Source organism: Thiomonas sp., from assembly GCF_034007205.1.
GTDB lineage: Bacteria > Pseudomonadota > Gammaproteobacteria > Burkholderiales > Burkholderiaceae_C > Thiomonas.
In genome coordinates this window covers 38,383-59,919 of sequence record NZ_JAVERI010000010.1, presented here as the reverse complement: position 1 = coordinate 59,919, position 21,537 = coordinate 38,383, and the positions used below count along the sequence as shown (strand labels likewise).

General features: G+C 65.0%; 22 protein-coding genes. 17 read left to right on the top strand and 5 right to left on the bottom strand.

What is annotated here, in order from left to right:
• Window positions 1-19 precede the first annotated feature (19 nt).
• The 4 genes from RBR52_RS09680 to RBR52_RS09665 form a co-directional block, all read right to left on the bottom strand.
• Complete coding sequence (locus RBR52_RS09680) at window positions 20-535, bottom strand: hypothetical protein (RefSeq protein ID WP_320377007.1); 516 nt, start codon at window positions 533-535, stop codon at window positions 20-22.
• A gap of 101 nt (window positions 536-636) precedes the next feature.
• On the bottom strand, window positions 637-1,800 hold the full coding sequence (gene prpC / locus RBR52_RS09675) for a 2-methylcitrate synthase (RefSeq protein WP_320377006.1): 1,164 nt from the start codon (window positions 1,798-1,800) through the stop codon (window positions 637-639).
• 35 nt (window positions 1,801-1,835) lie between these two features.
• Complete coding sequence (gene prpB / locus RBR52_RS09670) at window positions 1,836-2,726, bottom strand: methylisocitrate lyase (protein ID WP_320377005.1); 891 nt, start codon at window positions 2,724-2,726, stop codon at window positions 1,836-1,838.
• Between the two features lie 7 nt (window positions 2,727-2,733).
• Entirely contained in the window at window positions 2,734-3,720 is a 987-nt protein-coding gene (locus RBR52_RS09665) for a malate dehydrogenase (protein WP_320377004.1), read from the bottom strand.
• A gap of 178 nt (window positions 3,721-3,898) precedes the next feature.
• Between RBR52_RS09665 and RBR52_RS09660 the strand changes: the two genes are divergently transcribed.
• The 7 genes from RBR52_RS09660 to gltA all read left to right on the top strand — a co-directional run bounded on the left by RBR52_RS09660 (window position 3,899) and on the right by gltA (window position 10,020).
• Entirely contained in the window at window positions 3,899-4,702 is an 804-nt protein-coding gene (locus RBR52_RS09660) for a GntR family transcriptional regulator (RefSeq protein ID WP_320377003.1), read from the top strand.
• A 324-nt stretch (window positions 4,703-5,026) separates the two neighbouring features.
• Complete coding sequence (gene sdhC / locus RBR52_RS09655; protein ID WP_320377002.1) at window positions 5,027-5,440, top strand: succinate dehydrogenase, cytochrome b556 subunit; 414 nt, start codon at window positions 5,027-5,029, stop codon at window positions 5,438-5,440.
• A 1-nt stretch (window position 5,441) separates the two neighbouring features.
• A complete protein-coding gene (gene sdhD, locus RBR52_RS09650; protein WP_320377001.1) occupies window positions 5,442-5,807 on the top strand; it encodes a succinate dehydrogenase, hydrophobic membrane anchor protein in 366 nt (121 codons plus the stop codon).
• Entirely contained in the window at window positions 5,807-7,570 is a 1,764-nt protein-coding gene (sdhA, locus tag RBR52_RS09645) for a succinate dehydrogenase flavoprotein subunit (RefSeq protein ID WP_320377000.1), read from the top strand. The genes sdhD and sdhA overlap by 1 nt, the downstream gene beginning before the upstream one ends.
• A 52-nt stretch (window positions 7,571-7,622) precedes the next feature.
• On the top strand, window positions 7,623-8,339 hold the full coding sequence (locus RBR52_RS09640) for a succinate dehydrogenase iron-sulfur subunit (protein WP_320376999.1): 717 nt from the start codon (window positions 7,623-7,625) through the stop codon (window positions 8,337-8,339).
• Between the two features lie 7 nt (window positions 8,340-8,346).
• The gene (locus RBR52_RS09635) at window positions 8,347-8,622 is read left to right on the top strand and encodes a succinate dehydrogenase assembly factor 2 (protein ID WP_320376998.1); all 276 of its coding nucleotides are present in this window, start codon (window positions 8,347-8,349) and stop codon (window positions 8,620-8,622) included.
• 84 nt (window positions 8,623-8,706) lie between these two features.
• On the top strand, window positions 8,707-10,020 hold the full coding sequence (gene gltA, locus RBR52_RS09630; RefSeq protein ID WP_320376997.1) for a citrate synthase: 1,314 nt from the start codon (window positions 8,707-8,709) through the stop codon (window positions 10,018-10,020).
• Window positions 10,021-10,029: 9 nt separating this feature from the next.
• On the opposite strand, the gene RBR52_RS09625 is transcribed toward gltA, so the two are convergent.
• Window positions 10,030-10,515: a hypothetical protein gene (locus RBR52_RS09625; protein ID WP_320376996.1), complete on the bottom strand. Its 486-nt coding sequence runs from the start codon at window positions 10,513-10,515 to the stop codon at window positions 10,030-10,032.
• Between RBR52_RS09625 and RBR52_RS09620 the strand changes: the two genes are divergently transcribed.
• The 10 genes from RBR52_RS09620 (at window position 10,489) to trpB (ending at window position 21,492) form a co-directional block, all read left to right on the top strand.
• Window positions 10,489-11,268, top strand: a complete 780-nt coding sequence (locus tag RBR52_RS09620) for a class I SAM-dependent methyltransferase (RefSeq protein WP_320376995.1) — start codon at window positions 10,489-10,491, stop codon at window positions 11,266-11,268. The genes RBR52_RS09625 and RBR52_RS09620 overlap by 27 nt on opposite strands.
• 56 nt (window positions 11,269-11,324) lie before the next feature.
• Entirely contained in the window at window positions 11,325-12,725 is a 1,401-nt protein-coding gene (gene leuC / locus RBR52_RS09615) for a 3-isopropylmalate dehydratase large subunit (protein WP_320376994.1), read from the top strand.
• A gap of 31 nt (window positions 12,726-12,756) precedes the next feature.
• Complete coding sequence (locus tag RBR52_RS09610) at window positions 12,757-12,894, top strand: entericidin A/B family lipoprotein (RefSeq protein ID WP_320376993.1); 138 nt, start codon at window positions 12,757-12,759, stop codon at window positions 12,892-12,894.
• A 33-nt stretch (window positions 12,895-12,927) separates the two neighbouring features.
• Complete coding sequence (leuD, locus tag RBR52_RS09605) at window positions 12,928-13,575, top strand: 3-isopropylmalate dehydratase small subunit (RefSeq protein WP_320376992.1); 648 nt, start codon at window positions 12,928-12,930, stop codon at window positions 13,573-13,575.
• Window positions 13,576-13,646: 71 nt separating this feature from the next.
• Complete coding sequence (gene leuB / locus RBR52_RS09600) at window positions 13,647-14,726, top strand: 3-isopropylmalate dehydrogenase (protein ID WP_320376991.1); 1,080 nt, start codon at window positions 13,647-13,649, stop codon at window positions 14,724-14,726.
• A 37-nt stretch (window positions 14,727-14,763) separates the two neighbouring features.
• A complete protein-coding gene (asd, locus tag RBR52_RS09595; protein ID WP_320376990.1) occupies window positions 14,764-15,900 on the top strand; it encodes an aspartate-semialdehyde dehydrogenase in 1,137 nt (378 codons plus the stop codon).
• A gap of 192 nt (window positions 15,901-16,092) precedes the next feature.
• Window positions 16,093-18,738: a FimV/HubP family polar landmark protein gene (locus RBR52_RS09590; protein ID WP_320376989.1), complete on the top strand. Its 2,646-nt coding sequence runs from the start codon at window positions 16,093-16,095 to the stop codon at window positions 18,736-18,738.
• Between the two features lie 34 nt (window positions 18,739-18,772).
• On the top strand, window positions 18,773-19,546 hold the full coding sequence (gene truA / locus RBR52_RS09585; RefSeq protein WP_320377072.1) for a tRNA pseudouridine(38-40) synthase TruA: 774 nt from the start codon (window positions 18,773-18,775) through the stop codon (window positions 19,544-19,546).
• A 6-nt stretch (window positions 19,547-19,552) separates the two neighbouring features.
• A complete protein-coding gene (locus RBR52_RS09580; protein WP_320376988.1) occupies window positions 19,553-20,206 on the top strand; it encodes a phosphoribosylanthranilate isomerase in 654 nt (217 codons plus the stop codon).
• Between the two features lie 47 nt (window positions 20,207-20,253).
• The gene (gene trpB, locus RBR52_RS09575; protein ID WP_320376987.1) at window positions 20,254-21,492 is read left to right on the top strand and encodes a tryptophan synthase subunit beta; all 1,239 of its coding nucleotides are present in this window, start codon (window positions 20,254-20,256) and stop codon (window positions 21,490-21,492) included.
• Window positions 21,493-21,537 lie beyond the last annotated feature (45 nt).

Sequence of the window (21,537 nt, the reverse complement as noted above, 5' to 3'; positions counted from 1 at the left end):
ATGAAAGGAAAGAAGCGCGTCAGGGCGAGGGAACGCAGTCGTCGGCCAGTCGCGTCATGTTCTTTTTATCGAACAGCATGCTCTTGGTCGGGATCTGGATCAGGACGAAGCCGGCCTTGGCATCGTCGAAGTGGTAGGCGCCGGTCGAGGTGGGCTTGCGTTTGAGCAGGTAGTGCTTGCGGTTCCAGGTGAGCAGCACGGCCTGATCGCCTGCGCCTTCGATCTTCACGTCCAGCGGGATGCGGTGGCTGCCGCAGACCATGCGCCCCGCCTTGAGCGGATAGACCGGGTTGACGTCGGGATAGCCGTTTTCCGTGCCGGGCACGCGCGCACCGGGGGCGTTGCCGGTCAGCAGGGCCGGGGTGGTCGTGGCGGCAGTGGCCACGATGGTCGCCCCGGCGGTGGCGGCGTTGGGGGATGCGGCTGTGGGATTTGCCGCTTTTGCCTCGTCCGCATGCTTTTGCGCATGGGCGGGCAGCGTAAGCGCGCAGGACAGGCCGACGACACTGGACAGGAAGAGGAAGATGCGCTTCATATCAGATACTCCACACGAACTGAAACACGGAAAAAACCGCTCCAGGTCGGGACGAGCGACAAGTCGGGCGCATGAACATGGTGGCAAGTGCGCTTGACGAGTCAGGGACGCTGGGCGAGCGGCACGAACTGCAGATTCTCCGGGCCAGTGTAATTCGCGCTGGGTCGAATGATCTTGTTGTCCTGTCGCTGTTCCACCACATGCGCGCTCCAGCCGCTGGTGCGTGAGATCACGAACAGCGGGGTGAACATGGCGGTGGGCACGCCCATGAGCGAGTAACTCACTGCGCTGAACCAGTCGAGATTGGGGAACATCTTTTTCGCGTCCCACATCACCGACTCCAGCCGCTCGGCGATGGCGAACAGGCGCATGTCCTTCTGATCGGCGGCCAGGCGCCGCGCGACTTCCTTGATGACCTTGTTGCGCGGGTCGGCGAGGGTGTAGACGGGGTGGCCGAAGCCAATGACGACTTCCTTGTTGGCGACACGGGTGCGGATGTCGGCCTCGGCCTCGTCCGGGTCGGCATAGCGCCGCTGGATGTCGTAGGCGGCCTCGTTGGCACCGCCATGCTTGGGGCCGCGCAAGGCGCCGATGGCGCCGGTGATGGCGCTGTACAGATCACTGCCGGTGCCGGCGATGACGCGCGCGGCGAAGGTCGAGGCGTTGAACTCGTGCTCGGCGTAGAGGATGAGCGAGGTGTGCATCGCCCGCTCCCACAGCGCACTGGGCTTGCTGCCGTGCAGCAGGTGCAGGAAGTGGCCGCCGATCGAGTCGTCGTCGGTCTCGACCTCGATGCGCCGGCCGTTGGCGGCGTAATGCCACCAGTACAGCAGCATCGAGCCCTGGCAGGCCAAGAGCTTGTCGGCGATGTCGCGTGCACCGGCGGCGTTGTGGTCATCCTTTTCCGGCATCACGCAGCCCAGCACCGACACCCCGGTGCGCAGCACGTCCATCGGATGGGTCGACGGCGGGAGTTGTTCCAGCGCGTTCCTGACGGCGGCGGGCAGGCCGCGCAGGCGGCGCAGCTTGGTCTGGTAGGCCGCGAGTTCGGCGGAGTTGGGCAGCTTGCCGTGCACCAGCAGGTGGGCGACTTCCTCGAATTCGCAGGCTTCGGCGAGGTCGAGAATGTCGTAACCGCGGTAGTGCAGATCGTTGCCGGTACGCCCGACGGTGCACAGCGCCGTGTTGCCCGCGGTGACGCCGGAAAGCGCCACCGATTTTTTGGGTTTGAAGGTCATGCCGGCCGGCGCAGCGTTGTCGCTCATGGGTTTGTCTCCTCGGTACTTCAATGACAGATGCTTTACGAAGATTTCTTGCCGGAAAAGATGGCGTCCAGCCGCTGTTCGTAAGCGTGATAGCCGATGCTGTCGTATAGCTCGGCGCGGGTCTGCATCAGCGGCAGCACGGCCTTTTGCGTGCCATCGCGGCGCAGGGTTTCATACACTGTCTGCGCCGCCTTGTTCATGGCGCGGAACGCCGACAGCGGGTAGAGCGCCATGGCCACGCCCGCGCTGCGCAGCTCATCGACGGTGTACAGCGGCGTGGCGCCGAATTCGGTGATATTGGCCAGCAGCGGGGCGCCGGCCTCGGCGGCAAAGCGGCGATAGGTCTCGAGGTCGGGCGCGGCCTCGGCGAAAATGCCGTCTGCCCCGGCCTCGACACAGGCGCGCGCGCGGGCAATCGCGGCGTCGATTCCCTCGACCGCGATGGCGTCGGTGCGGGCGATGACGAAAAACGATGCGTCGGTGCGGGCGTCGACCGCGGCCTTGATGCGATCGACCATTTCCTCGCTGCTGACGATTTCCTTGCCGGGGCGGTGGCCGCAGCGCTTGGCGCCGACCTGATCCTCGATGTGCAGCCCGGCGGCGCCGAATTTGATCAGGCTCTTGACCGTGCGGGCGATGTTGAAAGCGCTCGGGCCGAAGCCGGTGTCCACGTCCACCAGCAGCGGCAGGTCGCAGACATCGGTGATGCGGCGCACGTCGGTGAGCACATCATCGAGGGTGTTGATGCCCAGATCGGGCATGCCCAGCGAACCGGCCGCCACGCCGCCGCCAGAGAGGTAGACGGCCCTGAAGCCCGCCCGCTGCGCCAGCAGCGCGTGGTTGGCGTTGATGGCGCCTGCGATCTGCAGCGGGCTTTCCTGTGACAGGGCGAGGCGCAGCCGTGCGCCAGCGGTTGTTTGGGTCATGACGGATTCAGAGCAGATGCTGCACGCCGGCCTTCTCTTCTTCGAGCTCGGCCAGGGTTTTGTCGATGCACTGCCGCGAGAAGGCGTCGATCGGCAGATCACGCACGAGCTGGTATTCGCCGCCCGCGCAGGTGACCGGGAAGCCGAACATCGTCTGCTCGGGAATGCCGTAAGACCCGTCGGACGGGATGCCCATGCTCACCCACTTCCCCTGGGTGCCCAGCACCCAGTCGTGCATGTGGTCGATGGCGGCATTGGCGGCCGAAGCGGCCGAGCTCAGGCCGCGCGCCTCGATGATGGCCGCGCCGCGCTTGCCCACCGTGGGCAGGAACACGTCGCGGTTCCAGGCGTCGTCGTGGATCAGGTCTTTCACCGACTGGCCGCCGACGGTGGCGAAGCGGTAATCGGCGTACATGCTCGGGGAGTGGTTGCCCCAGACGCAGACTTTTTCGATTTCGGCCACGGGCCTGCCGATCTTCGCGGCCAACTGGCTGAGTGCGCGGTTGTGATCGAGCCGCATCATCGAGGTGAAATTCTTCGCGGGCAGATCGGGGGCCGATTTCATCGCGATATAGGCGTTGGTGTTGGCCGGATTGCCGACCACCAGCGTCTTGACCGAGCGTTTGGCCACGGCATTCAGGGCCTTGCCCTGTGCGGTGAAAATCTGCGCATTGGCCGAGAGCAGGTCGCGCCGCTCCATGCCGGGGCCGCGCGGGCGCGCGCCGACCAGCAGGGCGTAGTCCACATCCCTGAAGGCAGTCATCGGGTCGGAATGCGCGCTCATGTCGGCCAGCAGCGCAAAGGCGCAGTCTTCGAGTTCCATCATCACCCCTCTCAACGCCTTCTGCGCCTTTTCGTCGGGAATTTCCAGGAGCTGCAGAATCACGGGCTGATCGGCGCCCAGCATCTGGCCGGAGGCGATGCGAAACAGCAGGGCGTAGCCGATCTGGCCGGCGGCGCCGCTGACGGTGATGCGCACGGGGGCTTTGGACATGGTGAGGCTCCTGGTAAGTTGTTTGTCAGTCGAGGGCGCTTCGATTCTTTGTGCGCCGCAATGCGCAAGAAGTGTAGGCTGGTGATGGCATGCAGTCAATTACTCTTCTATCTTATATAAGACATTTTTTATCAAACTCTGGACAAGGCGGGGTGGGCTATGCTGCAATACAGACCTGATGGCTACGCATACCGTTCCCGATCCCGCGCCCGAGTTGCAGGCCACTCATGTGTCCACTGCGGCGCTCAACCCGAGCTTCAGTCCCTTGTATCGGCAGATCAAGGGATTGATCACTCGCAGTCTGCAGCAGGGCGAATGGAAGCCGGGGGAGATCATTCCCAGCGAGGCCGATCTGGCGCGGCGTTTCGGCGTCAGCCAGGGCACGGTGCGCAAGGCGGTGGACGAACTCGCCGCAGACGGCCTGCTGCTGCGTCGACAGGGGCGCGGCACGTTTGTCTCGACGCATCATGAAGAGCGGGTGAAGTTTCGCTTTCTACGCCTCGTGCCTGATGCCATCGCCGAAGGTGCGCGTGCGATGCCGCAGCCCATGGAGCGGCAATTCCTGGAGTGCAAGCGCATTCGTGCCTCTCAGGATGTGGCGCGTGCGCTGGGGATCAAGGCAGGTGAGGGCATCACGCAGATTCGCCGCCTGCTGCTGCTTGCGGGCGAGCCCGTGGTGTATGAGGACATTTATCTGCCCGGCCCAGCCTTTCGCGGCCTGACCGCAGAACGGCTGGAGAGTTATCGCGGCCCGCTCTACGCTTTGTTCGAGTCCGAGTTTTCGACCCGCATGGTGCGGGCGGAGGAAAAACTGCGCGCGGTCAACGCCAGTGCACAAGAGGCCGAGCTGCTGCGGGTGCGCGAAGCCGAGGCCCTGCTGCTCGTCGAACGCCTGTCATTCAGTTATGGTGAACTGCCTGCGGAGTACCGCCGTGGGCTCTACAACACGAGGCATCATCACTATCGCAACGAATTGAATTGAGCGCCCCCAGACCTGCCGCATTCGCGTCAGGCCCCCCGAGGGGGATGAGAAAACTTGGGGCGGCCCTACGTTTTCTCATGAGCGCCCCCAGGGTCGGCTCGCCGACCCGCCCCCCGTGGGGGTCAAGAAAACTTGGGGCGGCCCTGCGTTTCCTTGAGAGCCATGTGGACGATTGAAAACCGGTGCCGACGAGCAGCTTGTCGGCATGCTGCAATGCAATAGACTGGAAACATCAACAAAACTTCGAAGCGATTCGCCACGGCTTCGAATCAGGCCATAACGGCATCTCGCCATGCGATTTCTGTTCACAACGAGGTCAGCGTCATGACAAAACCTGCTTCGCCACCGGCTCGGCCGGTCTACCGCAACATCCACATCACCCAGATCGTGACCTACCGGCTGCCGCTGGCGGGCATCGTCTCCATCCTGCACCGCGTCAGCGGCGCGGTGCTGTTTCTGGCGCTGCCGCTGGTGCTCTGGGTGTTCGATGACAGCCTGCGCAGTGCCGACAGCTTTGCTGCCATCGCGCAATTTCTTTCACACTGGTTCGTCAAGCTCATTCTGCTCGGCCTGTTCTGGGCGCTGATGCACCACCTCGTCGCCGGGGTGCGGCATCTGTGGATGGATGCCTTCCATGCCGTGAGCAAGGCGCAGGGCCTGCAACTGGCGATCATCACGCTTGCGGTGTCGCTGGGCCTCACGGCGCTGTTCGGTCTCAAGCTGCTGGGGGTGTACTGAAATGGGTACTGAAAGGATCGCAAACAAGCGCCTGGTCGTCGGCGCGCACTACGGGCTGCGCGACTGGTTGGCGCAGCGCGTCACCGCCGCCGTGATCGCGGTGTTCACGCTGGTGCTGCTGGTCTATTTCCTCGCGCCCGGCTCGCTCGACTACGCCCGCTGGCACGGCCTGTTCGCGCAGCAGTGGATGAAACTGTTGACTTTCGTCACGGTGCTGGCGCTGATCTACCACGTCTGGGTAGGCATGCGCGACATCTGGATGGATTACGTCAAACCGGTGGGTGTGCGGCTGCTGCTGCAGATCGGCACCATTCTGTGGCTATTGGCTTGCGCGGGCTGGGCCCTGCAAGTGTTGTGGAGGGCGTAATGCAGGTCAGCAATCGCAAATTCGATGTGGTGGTGGTGGGCGCAGGCGGCTCGGGAATGCGCTGCGCACTGCAACTGGCGCGCGCCGGGCTCGACGTGGCGGTGCTGTCCAAGGTGTTTCCCACGCGCTCGCACACGGTGGCCGCGCAGGGCGGGGTGGCCGCCTCGCTGGGCAATATGAGCGAGGACGACTGGTACTGGCATATGTTCGACACCGTCAAAGGGTCGGATTACCTGGGCGACCAGGACGCCATCGAGTTCATGTGCCGCGAGGCCAACAGCGCGGTGTACGAGCTCGAACATTTCGGCATGCCGTTCGACCGCAACCCCGACGGCACCATCTACCAACGCCCCTTCGGCGGCCATACAGCCAACTTCGGCGAAAAGGCGGTGCAGCGTGCCTGCGCCGCGGCCGACCGCACCGGCCATGCCATGCTGCACACGCTCTATCAGCAGAACGTGCAGGCCCGCACCCATTTCTTCGTCGAATGGATGGCGCTCGATCTGATCCGCGACGCCGAGGGCGACGTGCTCGGCGTAGTCGCGCTCGAAATGGAAACCGGCGACGTGACGGTTTTCGAGGGCAAGGCCACGGTGCTGGCCACCGGCGGGGCAGGGCGCATCTTCGCCGCATCGACCAACGCCTTCATCAATACCGGCGACGGCCTGGGCATGGCCGCGCGGGCCGGTCTGCCGCTGCAGGACATGGAGTTCTGGCAGTTCCATCCCACCGGCGTGGCCGGCGCCGGTGTGCTGATCACCGAGGGCGTGCGCGGCGAGGGCGGCATTCTGCTCAACGCCAATGGCGAGCGCTTCATGGAGCGTTATGCCCCGACCTACAAGGATCTGGCGCCGCGCGACTTCGTCTCGCGCTCGATGGACCAGGAGATCAAGGAGGGCCGCGGCGCCGGGCCGCACAAGGACCATGTGCTGCTCAAGCTCGATCACCTCGGCGCCGAGACCATCATGAAGCGGCTGCCTTCCATCCGCGAAATCGCCATCCGCTTCGCCAACGTCGATCCGATCAAGGAGCCGATTCCCGTGGTGCCGACCATTCACTATCAGATGGGCGGCATCCCGGCGAACATCCACAGCCAGGTCGTCGTGCCGCAGGGCGACAACCCCGCGGCGGTGGTGGGTGGGCTCTACGCCATTGGTGAATGTTCCTGCGTGAGCGTGCATGGGGCCAACCGCCTGGGCACCAACTCCTTGCTCGATCTGCTGGTATTCGGCCGCTCTGCGGGCAACCATATTGTTAACAGTGGCATTCACCAACGCAGCCACAAACCGCTGCCCAAGGACGCCGCCGACCGCTCGCTGGCGCGTCTTGCCCAACTCGACGCCTCCAAGAGCGGTGAAGGCAGCCATGTGGTGGCCGACGCCATTCGCGCCGCGATGCAAACCCACTGCGGCGTGTTCCGCACCGAAAAGATCATGGCCGAGGGCGTGAGGGCCCTTGCCGACATCGCCGGCCAGGTCGATCGCATCCACCTCAAGGACAAATCCAAGGTGTTCAACACCGCGCGCATCGAGGCGCTGGAAGTCGACAACCTGATCGAAGTCGCCAAGGCCACGATGGTCTCGGCCGAGGCGCGTCAGGAAAGCCGCGGCGCGCATTATCACAACGACCATACCGAGCGCGACGACCAGAACTGGCTCAAGCACACCCTGTGGTGGCGCGAAGGCAACCGCCTGAGCTACAAGCCGGTGCAGCTCAAGCCGTTGACCGTTGAGCCCTTCAAGCCCAAGGCCCGAACCTTCTGAACCCTCTCTTTTGAACAATGCGCCCGGCAAGACACGGGCAACAGGAGCGCCCATGAACGACACGCGCAAGATGAAGTTTTCGATTTATCGCTACGACCCGGATAAAGACGCCAGGCCCTATATGCAGGACGTCGAGGTGACGCTGCAGCACACCGACAAGATGCTGCTCGACGCCATCCAGCGCATCAAGTGGGAGGTGGACGATTCCCTGTCCATCCGCCGTTCCTGCCGCGAGGGCGTGTGCGGCTCGGACGCGATGAACATCAACGGCAAGAACGGCCTGGCCTGCATCACCAACCTGCTCACCCTCAAGGAGCCGGTGGTGCTCAAGCCGCTGCCGGGGCTGCCGGTCATCCGCGACCTGATCGTCGACATGACGCAGTTCTTCAATCAATATCACTCGATCAAGCCCTATCTGGTCAACAATACCCCGCCGCCGGAAAAAGAGCGCCTGCAAAGCCCGGCCGAGCGCGAGGAGCTCAACGGTCTGTACGAGTGCATTCTGTGCGCGTGCTGTTCCACGTCGTGCCCGAGTTTCTGGTGGAACCCCGACAAGTTCGTCGGCCCGGCAGGTCTGCTGCAGGCCTATCGCTTTCTTGCCGACAGCCGCGACGAAGCCACCGGCGAGCGCCTCGACAATCTGGAAGATCCCTACCGCCTGTTCCGCTGCCACACCATCATGAATTGCGTGGACGTCTGCCCGAAAGAGCTGAACCCGACCCTGGCGATCAGCAAGATCAAGGAAATGATGCTGCGCCGCGCCGTCTGAGCCTGTCATGCCGCCCGCAACCGCAGCCCCTGCCGACGCCGCCGATCTGTCCCGGCTGCGCTGGCGCGCCCGGCGTGGCATGCTGGAGAACGACCTGATCCTGCAGCGCTATTTTGCGCAACGCGAGACGCCGCTCGGCAGCGAGGAAGTGGCCGCGTTGAATGCCCTGCTGGCGCTGGACGACAACACGCTCTTTGACCTGTTGCTGCGCAACGGTCCGCTGCCTCGGGATCTGGATCGGCCGCAGGTGCGGGAATTGCTTGCAACCTTGCAACGCTTGTGAGCCCGACCGGTTCGCGGTTTGCGTCATTCCGTCCCCGGAGGCACGCTCCGGGAGTTCTACAACACAGTCCCCGGAGATTTGAAAATGACTCAATCAAGTGACAAAGCCACCCTCTCGTTCAGCGACGGTTCGCCCAGCGTCGATCTGCCCATCCACAAGGGTACGATCGGCCCGGACGTGATCGACATCCGCAAGCTGTATGGACAAACTGGCAAGTTCACCTACGACCCGGGCTTTCTGTCCACCGCGTCATGCAGCTCGGCCATCACCTATATCGACGGCGACAAGGGCGAACTGCTCTACCGCGGCTATCCCATCGAGCAGATCGCCGTGCAGTGCGACTACCTGGAAACCTGCTATCTGATTCTGTACGGCGAGCTGCCCAACGCGCAGCAGAAAAAGGCCTTCTCGGACCGCGTGACCCAGCACACCATGGTGCACGAGCAGATGCAGTTCTTCCTGCGCGGATTCCGCCGCGACGCCCACCCCATGGCGGTGCTCACCGGCCTGGTCGGGGCGATGTCGGCGTTCTACCCCGATTCGATCAACGTCAACGACCCGCAGCAGCGCGACATCTCGGCCATTCGCCTGATCGCCAAGATGCCCACGCTGGTGGCCATGGCCTACAAGTACAACATGGGCCAGCCCTATATGTACCCGCGCAATGAACTGAGCTACGCGGCCAATTTCATGCGCATGATGTGGGCCACGCCCTGCGAAGACTACACACCGAACCCGGTGATCGAGCGCGCGCTCGACCGCATTTTCATCCTGCATGCCGACCACGAGCAAAACGCCTCCACCTCCACCGTGCGGCTGTGCGCGTCCAGCGGCACCAATCCCTTTGCGGCCATCGCGGCGGGCGTGGCCTGCCTGTGGGGGCCGGCGCACGGCGGCGCCAACGAGGCCTGCCTGAACATGCTCGACGACCTCCAGGCCAAGGGCGGCGTGGCCAGGATCGGCGAGTTCATCGATGAGGTCAAGGACAAGAACTCCTCGGTGCGGCTGATGGGCTTTGGCCACCGCGTCTACAAGAACTACGACCCGCGCGCCAAGCTCATGCGCGAGACCTGTCACGAAGTGCTCGACGCCCTCGGCCTGCACGACGACCCGCTGTTCAAGCTGGCGATGACGCTGGAGAAAATCGCGCTGGAAGACGACTACTTCATCCAGCGCAAGCTCTACCCCAATGTCGATTTCTATTCGGGCATCGTGCAGAAGGCCATCGGCGTGCCGGTGTCGCTGTTCACCGCCAATTTCGCCCTGGCGCGCACCGTGGGCTGGATCGCCCAGCTCAATGAAATGCTCACCGATCCCGAATACAAGATCGGGCGTCCGCGTCAGTTGTTCACCGGCTCGGTGCGCCGCGACGTCAAGCCCATTGCGCAGCGCGGCTGATCGTTTGGCTTATTCGGGTACCGCCAGCGGAAGCAGCATCACCAGTTTGTATTCCGGGTGCAGCGCCGCGCGCAGGGTCAGTTGTTCGTAGACCAGGCGGCCGTGGCGGGGATGGACAAAGCCTCTTTCACCGCCTTCGCGCTCCTGCACATCGTTGAGTTGCCAAAGGGCGTCAAACTCGGGGCTGAGCGCGCTCAGTTCATCGATCAGGGCGCGCAGTAAAGGGGTCTGCAGACGCCCGCCGCAGTCCGCCCGGAATTCCGCGACGAGCCGCTGCGCACGTACCGGCCAGTTCTCGATCAGCTCACGCGCCTGCGGGTTGAAAAACAGAAAGCGCAGCAGGTTCGGGGGCTGCGAATCGGCGGAGGCGGCGGGCTGCGCCTGCCAGCCCAGAAACAGGTCTGCGGCGAGCGCGTTGCCCGCGCCATCTTTGACGCCTTCGTCGCTGCATCGCCTTGGAGCACCCCCATGAAACAACACGCTTTGGCCGCCCATCAGTTCGGCACCAGCGCCGCCGCCTACCTCACCAGCGCCGTGCATGCGCAGGGGCAGGACCTGCAGCGTCTTGGCGCGATGGTGCAGGCAGACCAAACCTGCAGGGCGCTCGACCTCGGTTGCGGGGCCGGACATGCCAGCTTCGCCCTGGCAGCAGCGGGTGCGCAGGTCACCGCCTTGGACCTGTCGCCTGCGATGCTCGACATCGTGGCGCAAGAGGCGCAAGCCCGCGGCCTGCATGGGCTGCAGACTTGCCAGGGGGCTGCCGACAAGCTGCCCTTCGCCGATGCCAGCTTCGACTTTCTGGTCACTCGCTTTTCCGCGCATCACTGGCCTGATGTGCCTGCCGCATTGCGCGAAATGCGCCGCGTCATCGAGCCGGGGGGAACGCTGGTCATCATCGACGTCGTGGCTCTGGAGTCTCCCCTTTGCGACACCCTGCTGCAGACGGTGGAAATATTGCGCGACGCCTCGCATGTGCGCGATTACCGCGTCTCGGAGTGGGGCGCGATGCTGCAGCAGGCCGGTTTTGCCGCGCCCAGCACGGATGATTGGACCCTGACCATGGAGTTCGCCTCTTGGGTGGGGCGCATGCGCACCCCGGCGTTGCGCGTGCAGGCCATCCACGACGTGTGGGCGCGTGCGCCGCAGGAGGCGCGCGAGGCGATGCGCGTTCAGGCCGATGGATCGTTCGATCTGTCGGTGGCGTGGCTGCAGACCCGGTCCAGCGTGGACTCAAAGCGCGCCAACTAAAATCTTTGTTTTTGACAAGTCTTGCGCGGGCCGCGCGCAAGACGCAGGAGAAGCCAATGGGCCGAACGCTGTACGACAAATTGTGGGACGAGCATGTGGTGCGCACCGAGCAGGACGGCACCGCGCTGCTCTACATCGACCGCCACCTGGTGCATGAAGTCACCAGCCCGCAGGCCTTCGAGGGACTGCAGCTCGCGGGCCGCAAGGTCTGGCGGGTGAGTGCGAATCTGGCCGTGGCCGATCACAACGTGCCCACGACCGACCGGGCCGAGGGCATCGCCGACCCGATTTCCCGGCTGCAGGTCGAAACCCTCGACGCCAACTGCGCCGCCAACGGCATCACCGAGTTCCGCATGAACGACCGCCGCCAGGGCATCGTGCATGTCATCGGCCCCGAACAGGGCGCCACCCTGCCGGGCATGACGGTGGTCTGCGGCGATTCGCATACCAGCACGCACGGCGCGTTCGGGGCGCTGGCCTTCGGCATCGGCACCAGTGAAGTCGAGCATGTGCTGGCCACGCAAACCCTGCTGGCGCGCAAGATGAAAAACATGCTGGTGCGCGTGGATGGGCCGCTGCCCGCAGGCTGCCGCGCCAAGGACATCGCGCTGGCCATCATCGGCAGGATCGGCACCGCAGGCGGCACGGGCTACACCCTCGAGTTTGCGGGCAGCACCATCGCCGCGCTCAGCATGGAAGGCCGCATGACGCTGTGCAATATGGCCATCGAGGCCGGCGCGCGCACCGGCCTGGTGGCGGTGGACGACACGACGATCGACTATGTGCGCGGCCGTCCCTTCGCCCCCACCGGCGTGGCCTGGGACAGGGCGGTGCAATACTGGCGCGGCCTGCATTCCGATGCCGACGCGAAGTTCGACCGCGTGGTCACGCTCGATGCGCGCGAACTCGTGCCGCAGGTCACCTGGGGCACTTCGCCGGAAATGGTGCTGCCGATCGACGCCCGCGTGCCCGATCCCGACAAAGAGAAAGACGCCAGCAAGCGCGCGGCGATGGAACGCGCGCTCACCTATATGGGCCTGGAGCCGAACAAGGCCATTGCCGATATCCGCATCGACAAGGTGTTCATCGGTTCCTGCACCAACTCGCGCATCGAAGACCTGCGCGACGCCGCGCAAGTGGTTGCCGGGCGGCGTATCGCGGCGAATGTGCGGCAGGCGCTGGTGGTGCCGGGCTCGGGGCTGGTGAAGGCGCAGGCCGAGGCCGAGGGGCTGGACAGGATATTCAAGGCCGCCGGTTTCGAATGGCGCGAGCCCGGCTGTTCCATGTGTCTGGCGATGAACGCCGACCGCCTGGAGCCGGGTGAGCGCTGCGCCTCCACGTCCAATCGCAACTTCGAAGGTCGGCAGGGGGCGGGCGGGCGGACTCATCTGGTGAGTCCGGCAATGGCTGCGGCTGCGGCGATTGCCGGGCATTTTGTCGACGTGCGCAAACTGTGAAGAACCACTCCATCTTTTTCAGGAGATCGAAATGAAACCATTGCTTTCCCTTCTTCTGCTCGCCGCCACGCTGCTGTCGCTGAGCGCCTGCAATACCGTGGCGGGCGTGGGCCAGGACCTCAAGGCGGGCGGCCAGGCCATCACCAACGCGGCCGACAAGTCGAAATAACCCCCCATCGCCGCGGCAACGCGCAAAGACACCATGGAAAAATTCATCGTCCACAAGGGACTGGTCGCGCCGATGGATCGCGACAACGTCGACACCGATGCCATCATTCCCAAGCAGTTCCTGAAGTCGATCCGGCGCAGCGGCTTCGGCCCGAATCTGTTCGACGAGTGGCGCTACCTCGACCACGGCGAGCCGGGGCAGGACCCGTCCTCGCGCAAGCCCAACCCCGACTTCGCGCTCAACCAGCCGCGCTATCAGGGCGCGAGCGTCCTGCTGACGCGCGACAACTTCGGCTGCGGTTCCTCACGCGAGCATGCGCCCTGGGCGCTGCAGCAATACGGCTTTCGCGCCCTGATCGCCAGCAGCTACGCCGACATCTTCTACAACAACTGCTTCAAGAACGGACTGCTGCCGATCGTTTTGTCCAAGGCGCAGGTGGCGCGGCTGTTCGACGAACTCTATGGTTTCGTCGGCTACACGCTCACCATCGACCTGCCGCGGCAGGTGGTGGTCAAGCCCGATGGCAGCGAGCTGGCCTTCGAGGTGGGCGAATTCCGCAAGCACTGCCTGATCAACGGGCTCGACGACATCGGCCTGACGCTCTCGCATGAGCAGGAGATCCGCGCTTTCGAGGCCGAGCGCCTGACGCGCATGCCCTGGCTCGATAACCGCATCCTTTGACCCGCACGTTGAATCCGCGTTTAACCCGCCTTCGATCCACGTTCGATCCACGCTCAACCCCAATTTCACTCATGAAAATCGCCGTATTGCCCGGAGACGGTATCGGGCCTGAAATCATTGCCGAAGCCGTCAAGGTGCTGCGGCGCATCGCGCAGGATGGGTTCGACTTCACCTTCGAGTTTGCGCCTGTGGGCGGCGCGGCCTATGCCGACAGCGGCCATCCGCTGCCCGAGGCCACGCTGAATCTGGCCAGGTCGGCCGACGCGGTGCTGTTCGGTGCCGTGGGCGACTGGAAGTACGACACCCTGGAGCGCCACCTGCGCCCCGAGCAAGCCATTCTGGGCTTGCGCAAGAACCTGGGCCTGTTCGCCAATCTGCGACCGGCCATCCTCTACGCCGAACTGGCCGATGCCTCCAGCCTGAAGCCCGAAGTGGTTTCGGGCCTGGACATCCTCATCGTGCGCGAGCTGACCGGCGACATTTACTTCGGCCAGCCGCGCGGACGCCGCACCGCGCCCGACGGCGCCTTCGCCGGCCAGCCCGAAGCCTTCGACACCATGCGCTACAGCCGTCCGGAAATCGAGCGCATCGCGCATGTCGCCTTCAAGGCGGCGCAGGGGCGCAACAAGCGTCTGACCAGCGTGGACAAGGCCAATGTGCTGGAGACCTTCCAGTTCTGGAAAGATGTGGTCACCGAAGTCGGCCAGCAGTACCCCGACGTGCAGCTCGACCACATGTATGTGGACAATGCCGCGATGCAGCTCGTCAAGGCGCCGAAAAAGTTCGACGTCATCGTCACCGGCAATCTGTTCGGCGACATCCTCAGCGACGAGGCGTCGATGCTCACCGGCTCCATCGGCATGCTGCCTTCGGCCTCGCTCAACGAAAAGGGACAGGGGCTATACGAACCGAGCCACGGCAGCGCGCCCGATATCGCCGGTCAGGGCATCGCCAATCCGCTGGCGACCATCCTGAGCGCGGCCATGATGTTGCGGCATTCGCTGGGGCTGGCGGAGCAGGCCGACCGCATCGAGACCGCAGTGCAAAAGGCGCTGGCGCAGGGTCTGCGCACGCCCGACATCCACGCACCCGGCACGCAGAGGGTCGGCACCGCGCAAATGGGCGACGCGGTGGTCGCCGCTTTAGGTTGAGCGCGACGAATCAAAACAACACGCAACGGAACGGACGATGGCGACGACTTTGGTGGGCTTGGTGGGATGGCGCGGCATGGTGGGCTCGGTGCTGATGCAACGCATGCGCGAAGAGGGCGATTTCGACCTGATCGAACCGCTGTTTTTCAGCACCAGCAACGCGGGCGGCAAGGCCCCGGCGGAAGCGAAAAACGAAACCACGCTGCAGGATGCGCATGATCTGGAGCAACTGCGCCGCTGCGACATCATCGTCACCGCGCAGGGCGGCGACTACACCACGGCGGTGTTCGACAAGCTGCGCGCTTCCGGCTGGAGGGGCCACTGGATCGACGCCGCTTCCACGCTGCGCATGCGCGACGACTGCGTCATCATTCTCGACCCGGTCAACCGTCCGGTCATCGATGCCGCGCTGGCCAAGGGCGGGGTCAACTGGATCGGCGGCAACTGCACCGTGAGCTGCATGCTCATGGGCGTGGGCGCGCTTTACAAGGCCGGTCTGGTGGAATGGATGACCAGCATGACCTATCAGGCGGCGTCGGGCGGCGGCGCGCAGCACATGCGTGAACTGCTCACGCAGTTCGGGATTCTGGGCGCTGCGGTCAAGCCGCTGCTCGACGACCCGGCCTCGGCCATCCTGGCCATCGACCGCGACGTGCTGGCGCAGCAAAAGGCGCTCGACGCTGCCCAGACCCAGCACTTCGGCGTGCCGCTGGCCGGCAGCCTGATTCCCTGGATCGACAAGGATCTGGGCCACGGCGTGTCGCGCGAGGAGTGGAAGGGCGGCGCCGAGACCAACAAAATCCTCGGGCTGGGGGCCGGGTTCGATTCGCCCGCGGTGCCGGTCGATGGGTTTTGCGTGCGCGTCGGCGCCATGCGCTGCCACAGCCAGGCGCTGACCTTCAAGCTCAAGAAAGATGTGCCGCTCGACGAAATCGAAGGCATGATCGCTGCCGACAACGACTGGGTGCGGGTGGTGCCCAATGAGCGCGAAGCCACCCTGCAGCAGCTCACCCCGGTGGCGGTGACCGGGACGATGCATATTCCGGTCGGCCGCATCCGCAAGCTGGCGATGGGGTCGCAGTATCTGGGCGCATTCACCGTGGGCGATCAATTGCTGTGGGGAGCGGCCGAGCCGCTGCGCCGCATGCTGCGCATCCTGCTCGAGCGTCATTGACCGCCGGTTTCCCACGGCCAGCCAGCCGAAATCGCCGGAATGCCACAGTTGCTGGGGTTCGGCCCGCCTGTCTGGGTGCATCAACTTGTCAGCCTAATTTGTTGATGATATGGTGAAATTTGACGCAATTCGATTCTCCGCCGCAGAGAAATTTGCGCTTTCGACATGATCAAAAATTGGGGGGCAGCCGACATGCTGCGACAGAACACTCGACGCCTGGCACTGGCCATCGCCTTGGGCGCCACCGCGGGCCAGGCCTATGCATTCGGTCTGGGGGGCATCAAGGTGCAGTCGGCCTTGGGCCAGCCCCTGAGGGCGGAAATCGACATCACCCAGATCAGCGCCGACGAGGCGTCCTCGCTGCGGGTAGGCGTCGCGCCGCCCGATGCGTTCCAGGCTGCCAGGCTGCATTACAGCAGTGCGCTCTCTGGCGTGCAGATCAAGCTCGAACGCAGCCCCGATGGGCGCGCCTATCTGCGCGTCACGTCCAACAGCCCGATCAACGAACCCTTTCTCGATCTGCTGATCCGCGCGCAATGGGCCAACGGCCAGTTGAGCCGCGACTACACCCTGCTGCTCGATCCGCCGGACTTCCAGAGCACCCCGAGCCCGACCCAGGTGCCGGTGCAGACGGCAGCGCCATCGCCTGCGTCGGCCATGCCTGCCGTCCCCTCCATCCCCTCCGCGCCCCCGGCTGCGGTCGCCCCGGCGATGCCTGTCGCCCCGGCGCTGCAAACGCCGACGCCTTCGGTTGCGGCGAAAGAATCGCCCGCCAGGCCCTCCGTGGCTGAGGGCCGATATGTGGTCAAGCGCGGTGACACTCTAAGCAAAATCGCCCTCGCTTCGGGCGTGCAGTCCGTCTCGCTCGACCAGATGCTCACCGCCATCTATCGCGCCAACCAGTCGGCCTTCATCGACGACAACATCAATCTGGTCAAGGCCGGCAGTGTGCTGACCATCCCGTCCGCCGAACAGGCGCAAGCCGTGCCTCGGGCCGAAGCACGGCGTTTCGTCGTGGCGCAGAGCGAGAGTTTCAACGCCTATCGCCGCAGACTGGCGGAAATGGGCGGGCAGGTCAAGCCGCAGTCGCAGCGCGAGGTGTCGGGCAAGGTCCAGGCCCAGGTTCAAGAGCCTGCCGCAGCAGGCGCGCAGGCTGAAAGCAAGCTCAAATTGAGCAAGGCCGAGGTGGCTGGCAAGCAGCAGGCGCAGCAGATCGCCGACAAGCAGCAGGAAGCGCTCGACGAACAGAAGATCAAGCAGTTGCAGAAGAACGTCGACGAGCTCGCTGCACTGTCCAAGCAGGCGCAGACCGTCGCGGCGGCCAAGCCGCAAGCCGCTGCGCCTGCGGTAACCGTTGCTGCGACGGCGAGCAAGGCCGCCGCAGCGCTCGCCGTGCCGGCGAAAAGCCCGCTTCCCGCCTCGGCGCCCGCCGCAGCATCGCAGCCGGCCGCAACGTCAAGCGCGGCGCAGGCCCGCGCGGCGGCTTCGGCCGCAGCCACGGCCTCGGCAGCCAAACCCGCGTCGGCGCCCCGTTCTGCTTCGGCCCCGGCGCCTGCGCCTGTGGCCAAGCCTGAAGCGCCCAAGGTTGCCAAGCCCGCTCCGGTGGAGCAGCAGAGCTTTTTTAGCAGTCTGCTGTCCAACCCCTTGCTGTTGCCCGCAGGCGGTGCATTGCTGATTCTGCTGTTGCTGCTCGCCTGGATGTCGCAGCGCAAAAAGGCGGCCAAGTCGCAGCGCGACGTGTCGGTGTTCGACAGCCGCATGAGCGTGGCCGACAGCTTTTTTGGCGGCACCGGGGGCGAGCGCGTCGATACGCGCAACGGTAATATGAGCTCCGCCTTCTCCTCCAGCCAGCTCGACACCAATGATGTCGATCCCGTGGCCGAGGCCGACGTGTACCTTGCTTACGGCCGCGATCTGCAGGCCGAGGAAATTCTCAAGGAGGCCGTCAAGGCCAACCCCGACCGTCTGGCGGCGCGGCTCAAACTGCTGGAAATCTATGCCAAGCGCAAGGATGCGCGCTCCTTCGAAGTCGGCGCCGCGGAACTGTTTGCGCTGACCCAGGGCGCGGGCGAAGACTGGAAGCGCGCCCAGGATCTCGGCCGCACCCTCGATCCGGTGAACCCCCTTTATCACAACACGGTGCTGCCCAGCACGCTGGGGCAGCCCTCGACCCTGCCGCAAACGGAGTTCCCGGCAGCCACCCCCACCGCGTTGGCGGCCTTGACCCCGCAAACCCTGCCCAGCACCGAAATGCTCTCCGGCGTGGAAACCGCCGCGGCCAAGACGCCGTTGCCCGAGCATCTGGACCTCGATCTGAGCCTGCCGATGGGTGAGCCCGCTCCGACCGGCGCGCCGACGCCCCTGGCCAAGGCGGCCCCGCCAGAGATCGAGGCTCCCGCAGTGCCTGCCGCGGCGCGGACAGAGCCCGGAAAACCGGAAGATGCAGACTTCCTCATGTCCAGCGGCCTTGATTTCCATGTGCCGTCCGATTTTGGCGCGCCCGCCTCGACGTTGGGGGCAGACGCCGAGTCCGCTAAGGCCGGAAAGGCCGCCGAGACGTCCGTTCATGGCAACGCGCTCGACTTCGACCTGAGCAGCATTTCTCTGCAGGAGGTCGAAGCCAGGTCACCCGCAGAGCCGCATGCCGAGCTGCCCAGGATCGAGCCGCAGTTCAGCGAGTCCATGCCCTCGCTCGATCTGCGCCTCGAACTCGCCGCCGAGAGCCTGGCCATCGGCGATGACGAGTCGGCGCGCAACCTGCTGGGCGAAGTCATTGCCGAAGGTGACACGCAGCTCAAGCAGCGCGCGCAGGACATGCTCGACAAGATTGGCCACTGATTCATCTTGTCCACAGCCCGGGGCCCGGGTCGCGCTGGGTCTGTGTTACAGCGGCACGTCCTACTGCGGCTGGCAGAGTCAGCCCGGCGGCTGTGGCGTGCAGGATCATCTCGAGAGCGCGCTCGCGCAGTTTCTGGGCTGCCCGACCCGTACCGTTTGCGCCGGGCGCACCGATGCCGGGGTACATGCGCTCGGTCAGGTGGTGCATTTCGATGTCCCCCTGCAGCGCGAGCCCTCATCCTGGGTGCGCGGGGTCAATGCCTTCCTGCCCCGAGACATCGCGGTGCAATGGGCGCGAACCGATCTCCCCACGACATTCGACGCCCGCCGCAGTGCCTATCAGCGCCGGTATCGCTACGTCCTGCGCAACCATCCCGTGCGCCCGGCGCTCGATCATGCGCGGGTGGGCTGGACTCATCGCCCGGTCGATCTCGACCGTTTGCGCGCCGCGGCGCAGTGCCTGCTCGGCGAGCACGATTTCAGCGCGTTTCGCTCCAGCGAGTGTCAGGCGCACAGCCCCGTCAAGACCGTGCAGGCGATCGACATCTGGCGCGAGGGCGACTACTTGATATTCGACCTGCGCGCCAATGCGTTCCTGCACCACATGGTGCGCAATATCGTGGGCAGTTTGCTGGCCGTGGGCAATGGCTCCAAACCGGTGTCCTGGCTTGCCGAGGTGCTGAACAACCGCGACCGCCGCCTGGCGGCGCCGACCTTCATGGCCGACGGGCTTTATTTCATCGGGCCGGATTACCCGGCAGAATTCAACCTTCCCCCGACTCCCACCCGGATCGGCCTGCTGATCTGATGACCCATGTCCGACACCCCGCTATCGCTGCCCTCGCACTCCCGAACCCGCGTCAAGATCTGCGGCATCACGCGGGTGGAAGACGCGCAGGCCGCCGCACAGGCCGGCGCGGATGCCATCGGCCTGGTGTTCTATCCGCCCAGTCCGCGCAACGTCGGCGTGGCGCAGGCGCGCGAGATTGCGCTCAGCCTGCCGCCTTTCGTTTCGGTCGTCGCGCTGTTCGTGAATGCCGCGCCGCAGCGGGTGGAGGAGGTGATCGACGCGGTGCGGCCCGCGCTGCTGCAGTTTCACGGCGATGAAACGCCCGAAGACTGCACCCGCTATCGCCACCCCTACCTTCGCGCCGCGCGCATGCGCGAGGGGCTGGATTTGTTAGACTTCAGCTCTCGTTTTTCCACATCACACGCCCTCGTTCTGGACGCCTTTGTGCCGGAATATGGCGGCGGCGGCGAGGTCTTCGATTGGTCATGCATTCCCGCAAACGTCGCGCATCCCCTCGTTTTGTCTGGTGGGTTGCATGCTGCAAATGTGACGCAGGCCATTCGGCAGGTGCGACCTTGGGCGATTGACGTCAGTTCCGGCGTCGAGGCGTCCAAGGGCATCAAGAGCGCGCAGCGCATCGCCGAGTTCATCGCCGCGGTTCGCGCTGCGGACCTGTAGATCGCGCCCGGGCACATCTTCTGCCCGGCGCCAGACGAGATCCCACCATGTTTGACTATGCCTATCCCGACGCCAGCGGCCACTTTGGCCCCTACGGCGGCAGCTTCATCGCCGAAACCCTGAGCCATGCGCTGGAAGAACTCCAGGCGGCTTACGATCATTACAAGAACGACCCGGACTTCCTCGCCGAATTCCGCTACGAGCTCAAGCACTACGTCGGCCGCCCCAGTCCGGTGTATCACGCTGCGCGGCTGAGCGACAGACTCGGCGGCGCGCGCATCTACCTCAAGCGCGAGGACCTCAACCACACCGGCGCGCACAAGATCAACAACACCATCGGCCAGGCCATGCTGGCCCGGCGCATGGGCAAGCCGCGCGTCATCGCCGAAACCGGCGCCGGGCAGCACGGCGTGGCCACGGCCACCATTGCCGCGCGGTATGGCATGGAATGCGTGGTGTACATGGGCAGCGAGGATGTCAGGCGCCAGTCACCCAACGTCTATCGCATGAATCTGCTGGGCGCGCGCGTGGTGCCGGTGGAGTCGGGCAGCAGGACGCTCAAGGATGCGCTCAACGAGGCGCTGCGCGACTGGGTGACGCATGTGGAGAACACCTTCTACATCATCGGCACCGTCGCCGGGCCGCATCCCTACCCGCAGATGGTGCGCGATTTCCAGCGCGTCATCGGCGATGAATGCCTGCAGCAGATGCCCGAGATGACCGGGGGGCGGCAGCCCGATGTGATCGTCGCCGCCGTGGGCGGGGGCAGCAATGCCATGGGCATCTTCTATCCCTACATCCCGCATGAATCGGTGCGGCTCATCGGCGTCGAAGCCGCCGGGCTGGGGCTGGAAACGGGCCGGCATGCCGCCTCGATCTCCGCAGGCACCCCAGGTGTGCTGCACGGCAACCGCACCTATCTGCTGCAGGACGCCAACGGCCAGATCATGCAGACGCATTCGGTGTCGGCCGGGCTCGACTACCCCGGCGTCGGCCCCGAACACGCCTGGCTCCATGACATCGGGCGCGCCGAGTACGTCGGCATCACCGATGACGAGGCGCTGGCCGCCTTCCATGAACTGTGCCGCATCGAAGGCATCATCCCGGCGCTGGAATCCAGCCACGCGCTGGCGCATGCCATCAAGCTGGCGCCGCAAATGCGCCCAGACCAGATCATCCTGGTCAATCTATCGGGGCGGGGCGACAAGGACATCAACACCGTGGCCGAGCGCGAGGGCGTGAACTTCGACACCCTGTTCGCCCGCCAGCCCGGAGCCGCAAAATGAAACAGCCCCCTGACTCGCTGCGCTCATCTCCCCCCGAGGGGGTGT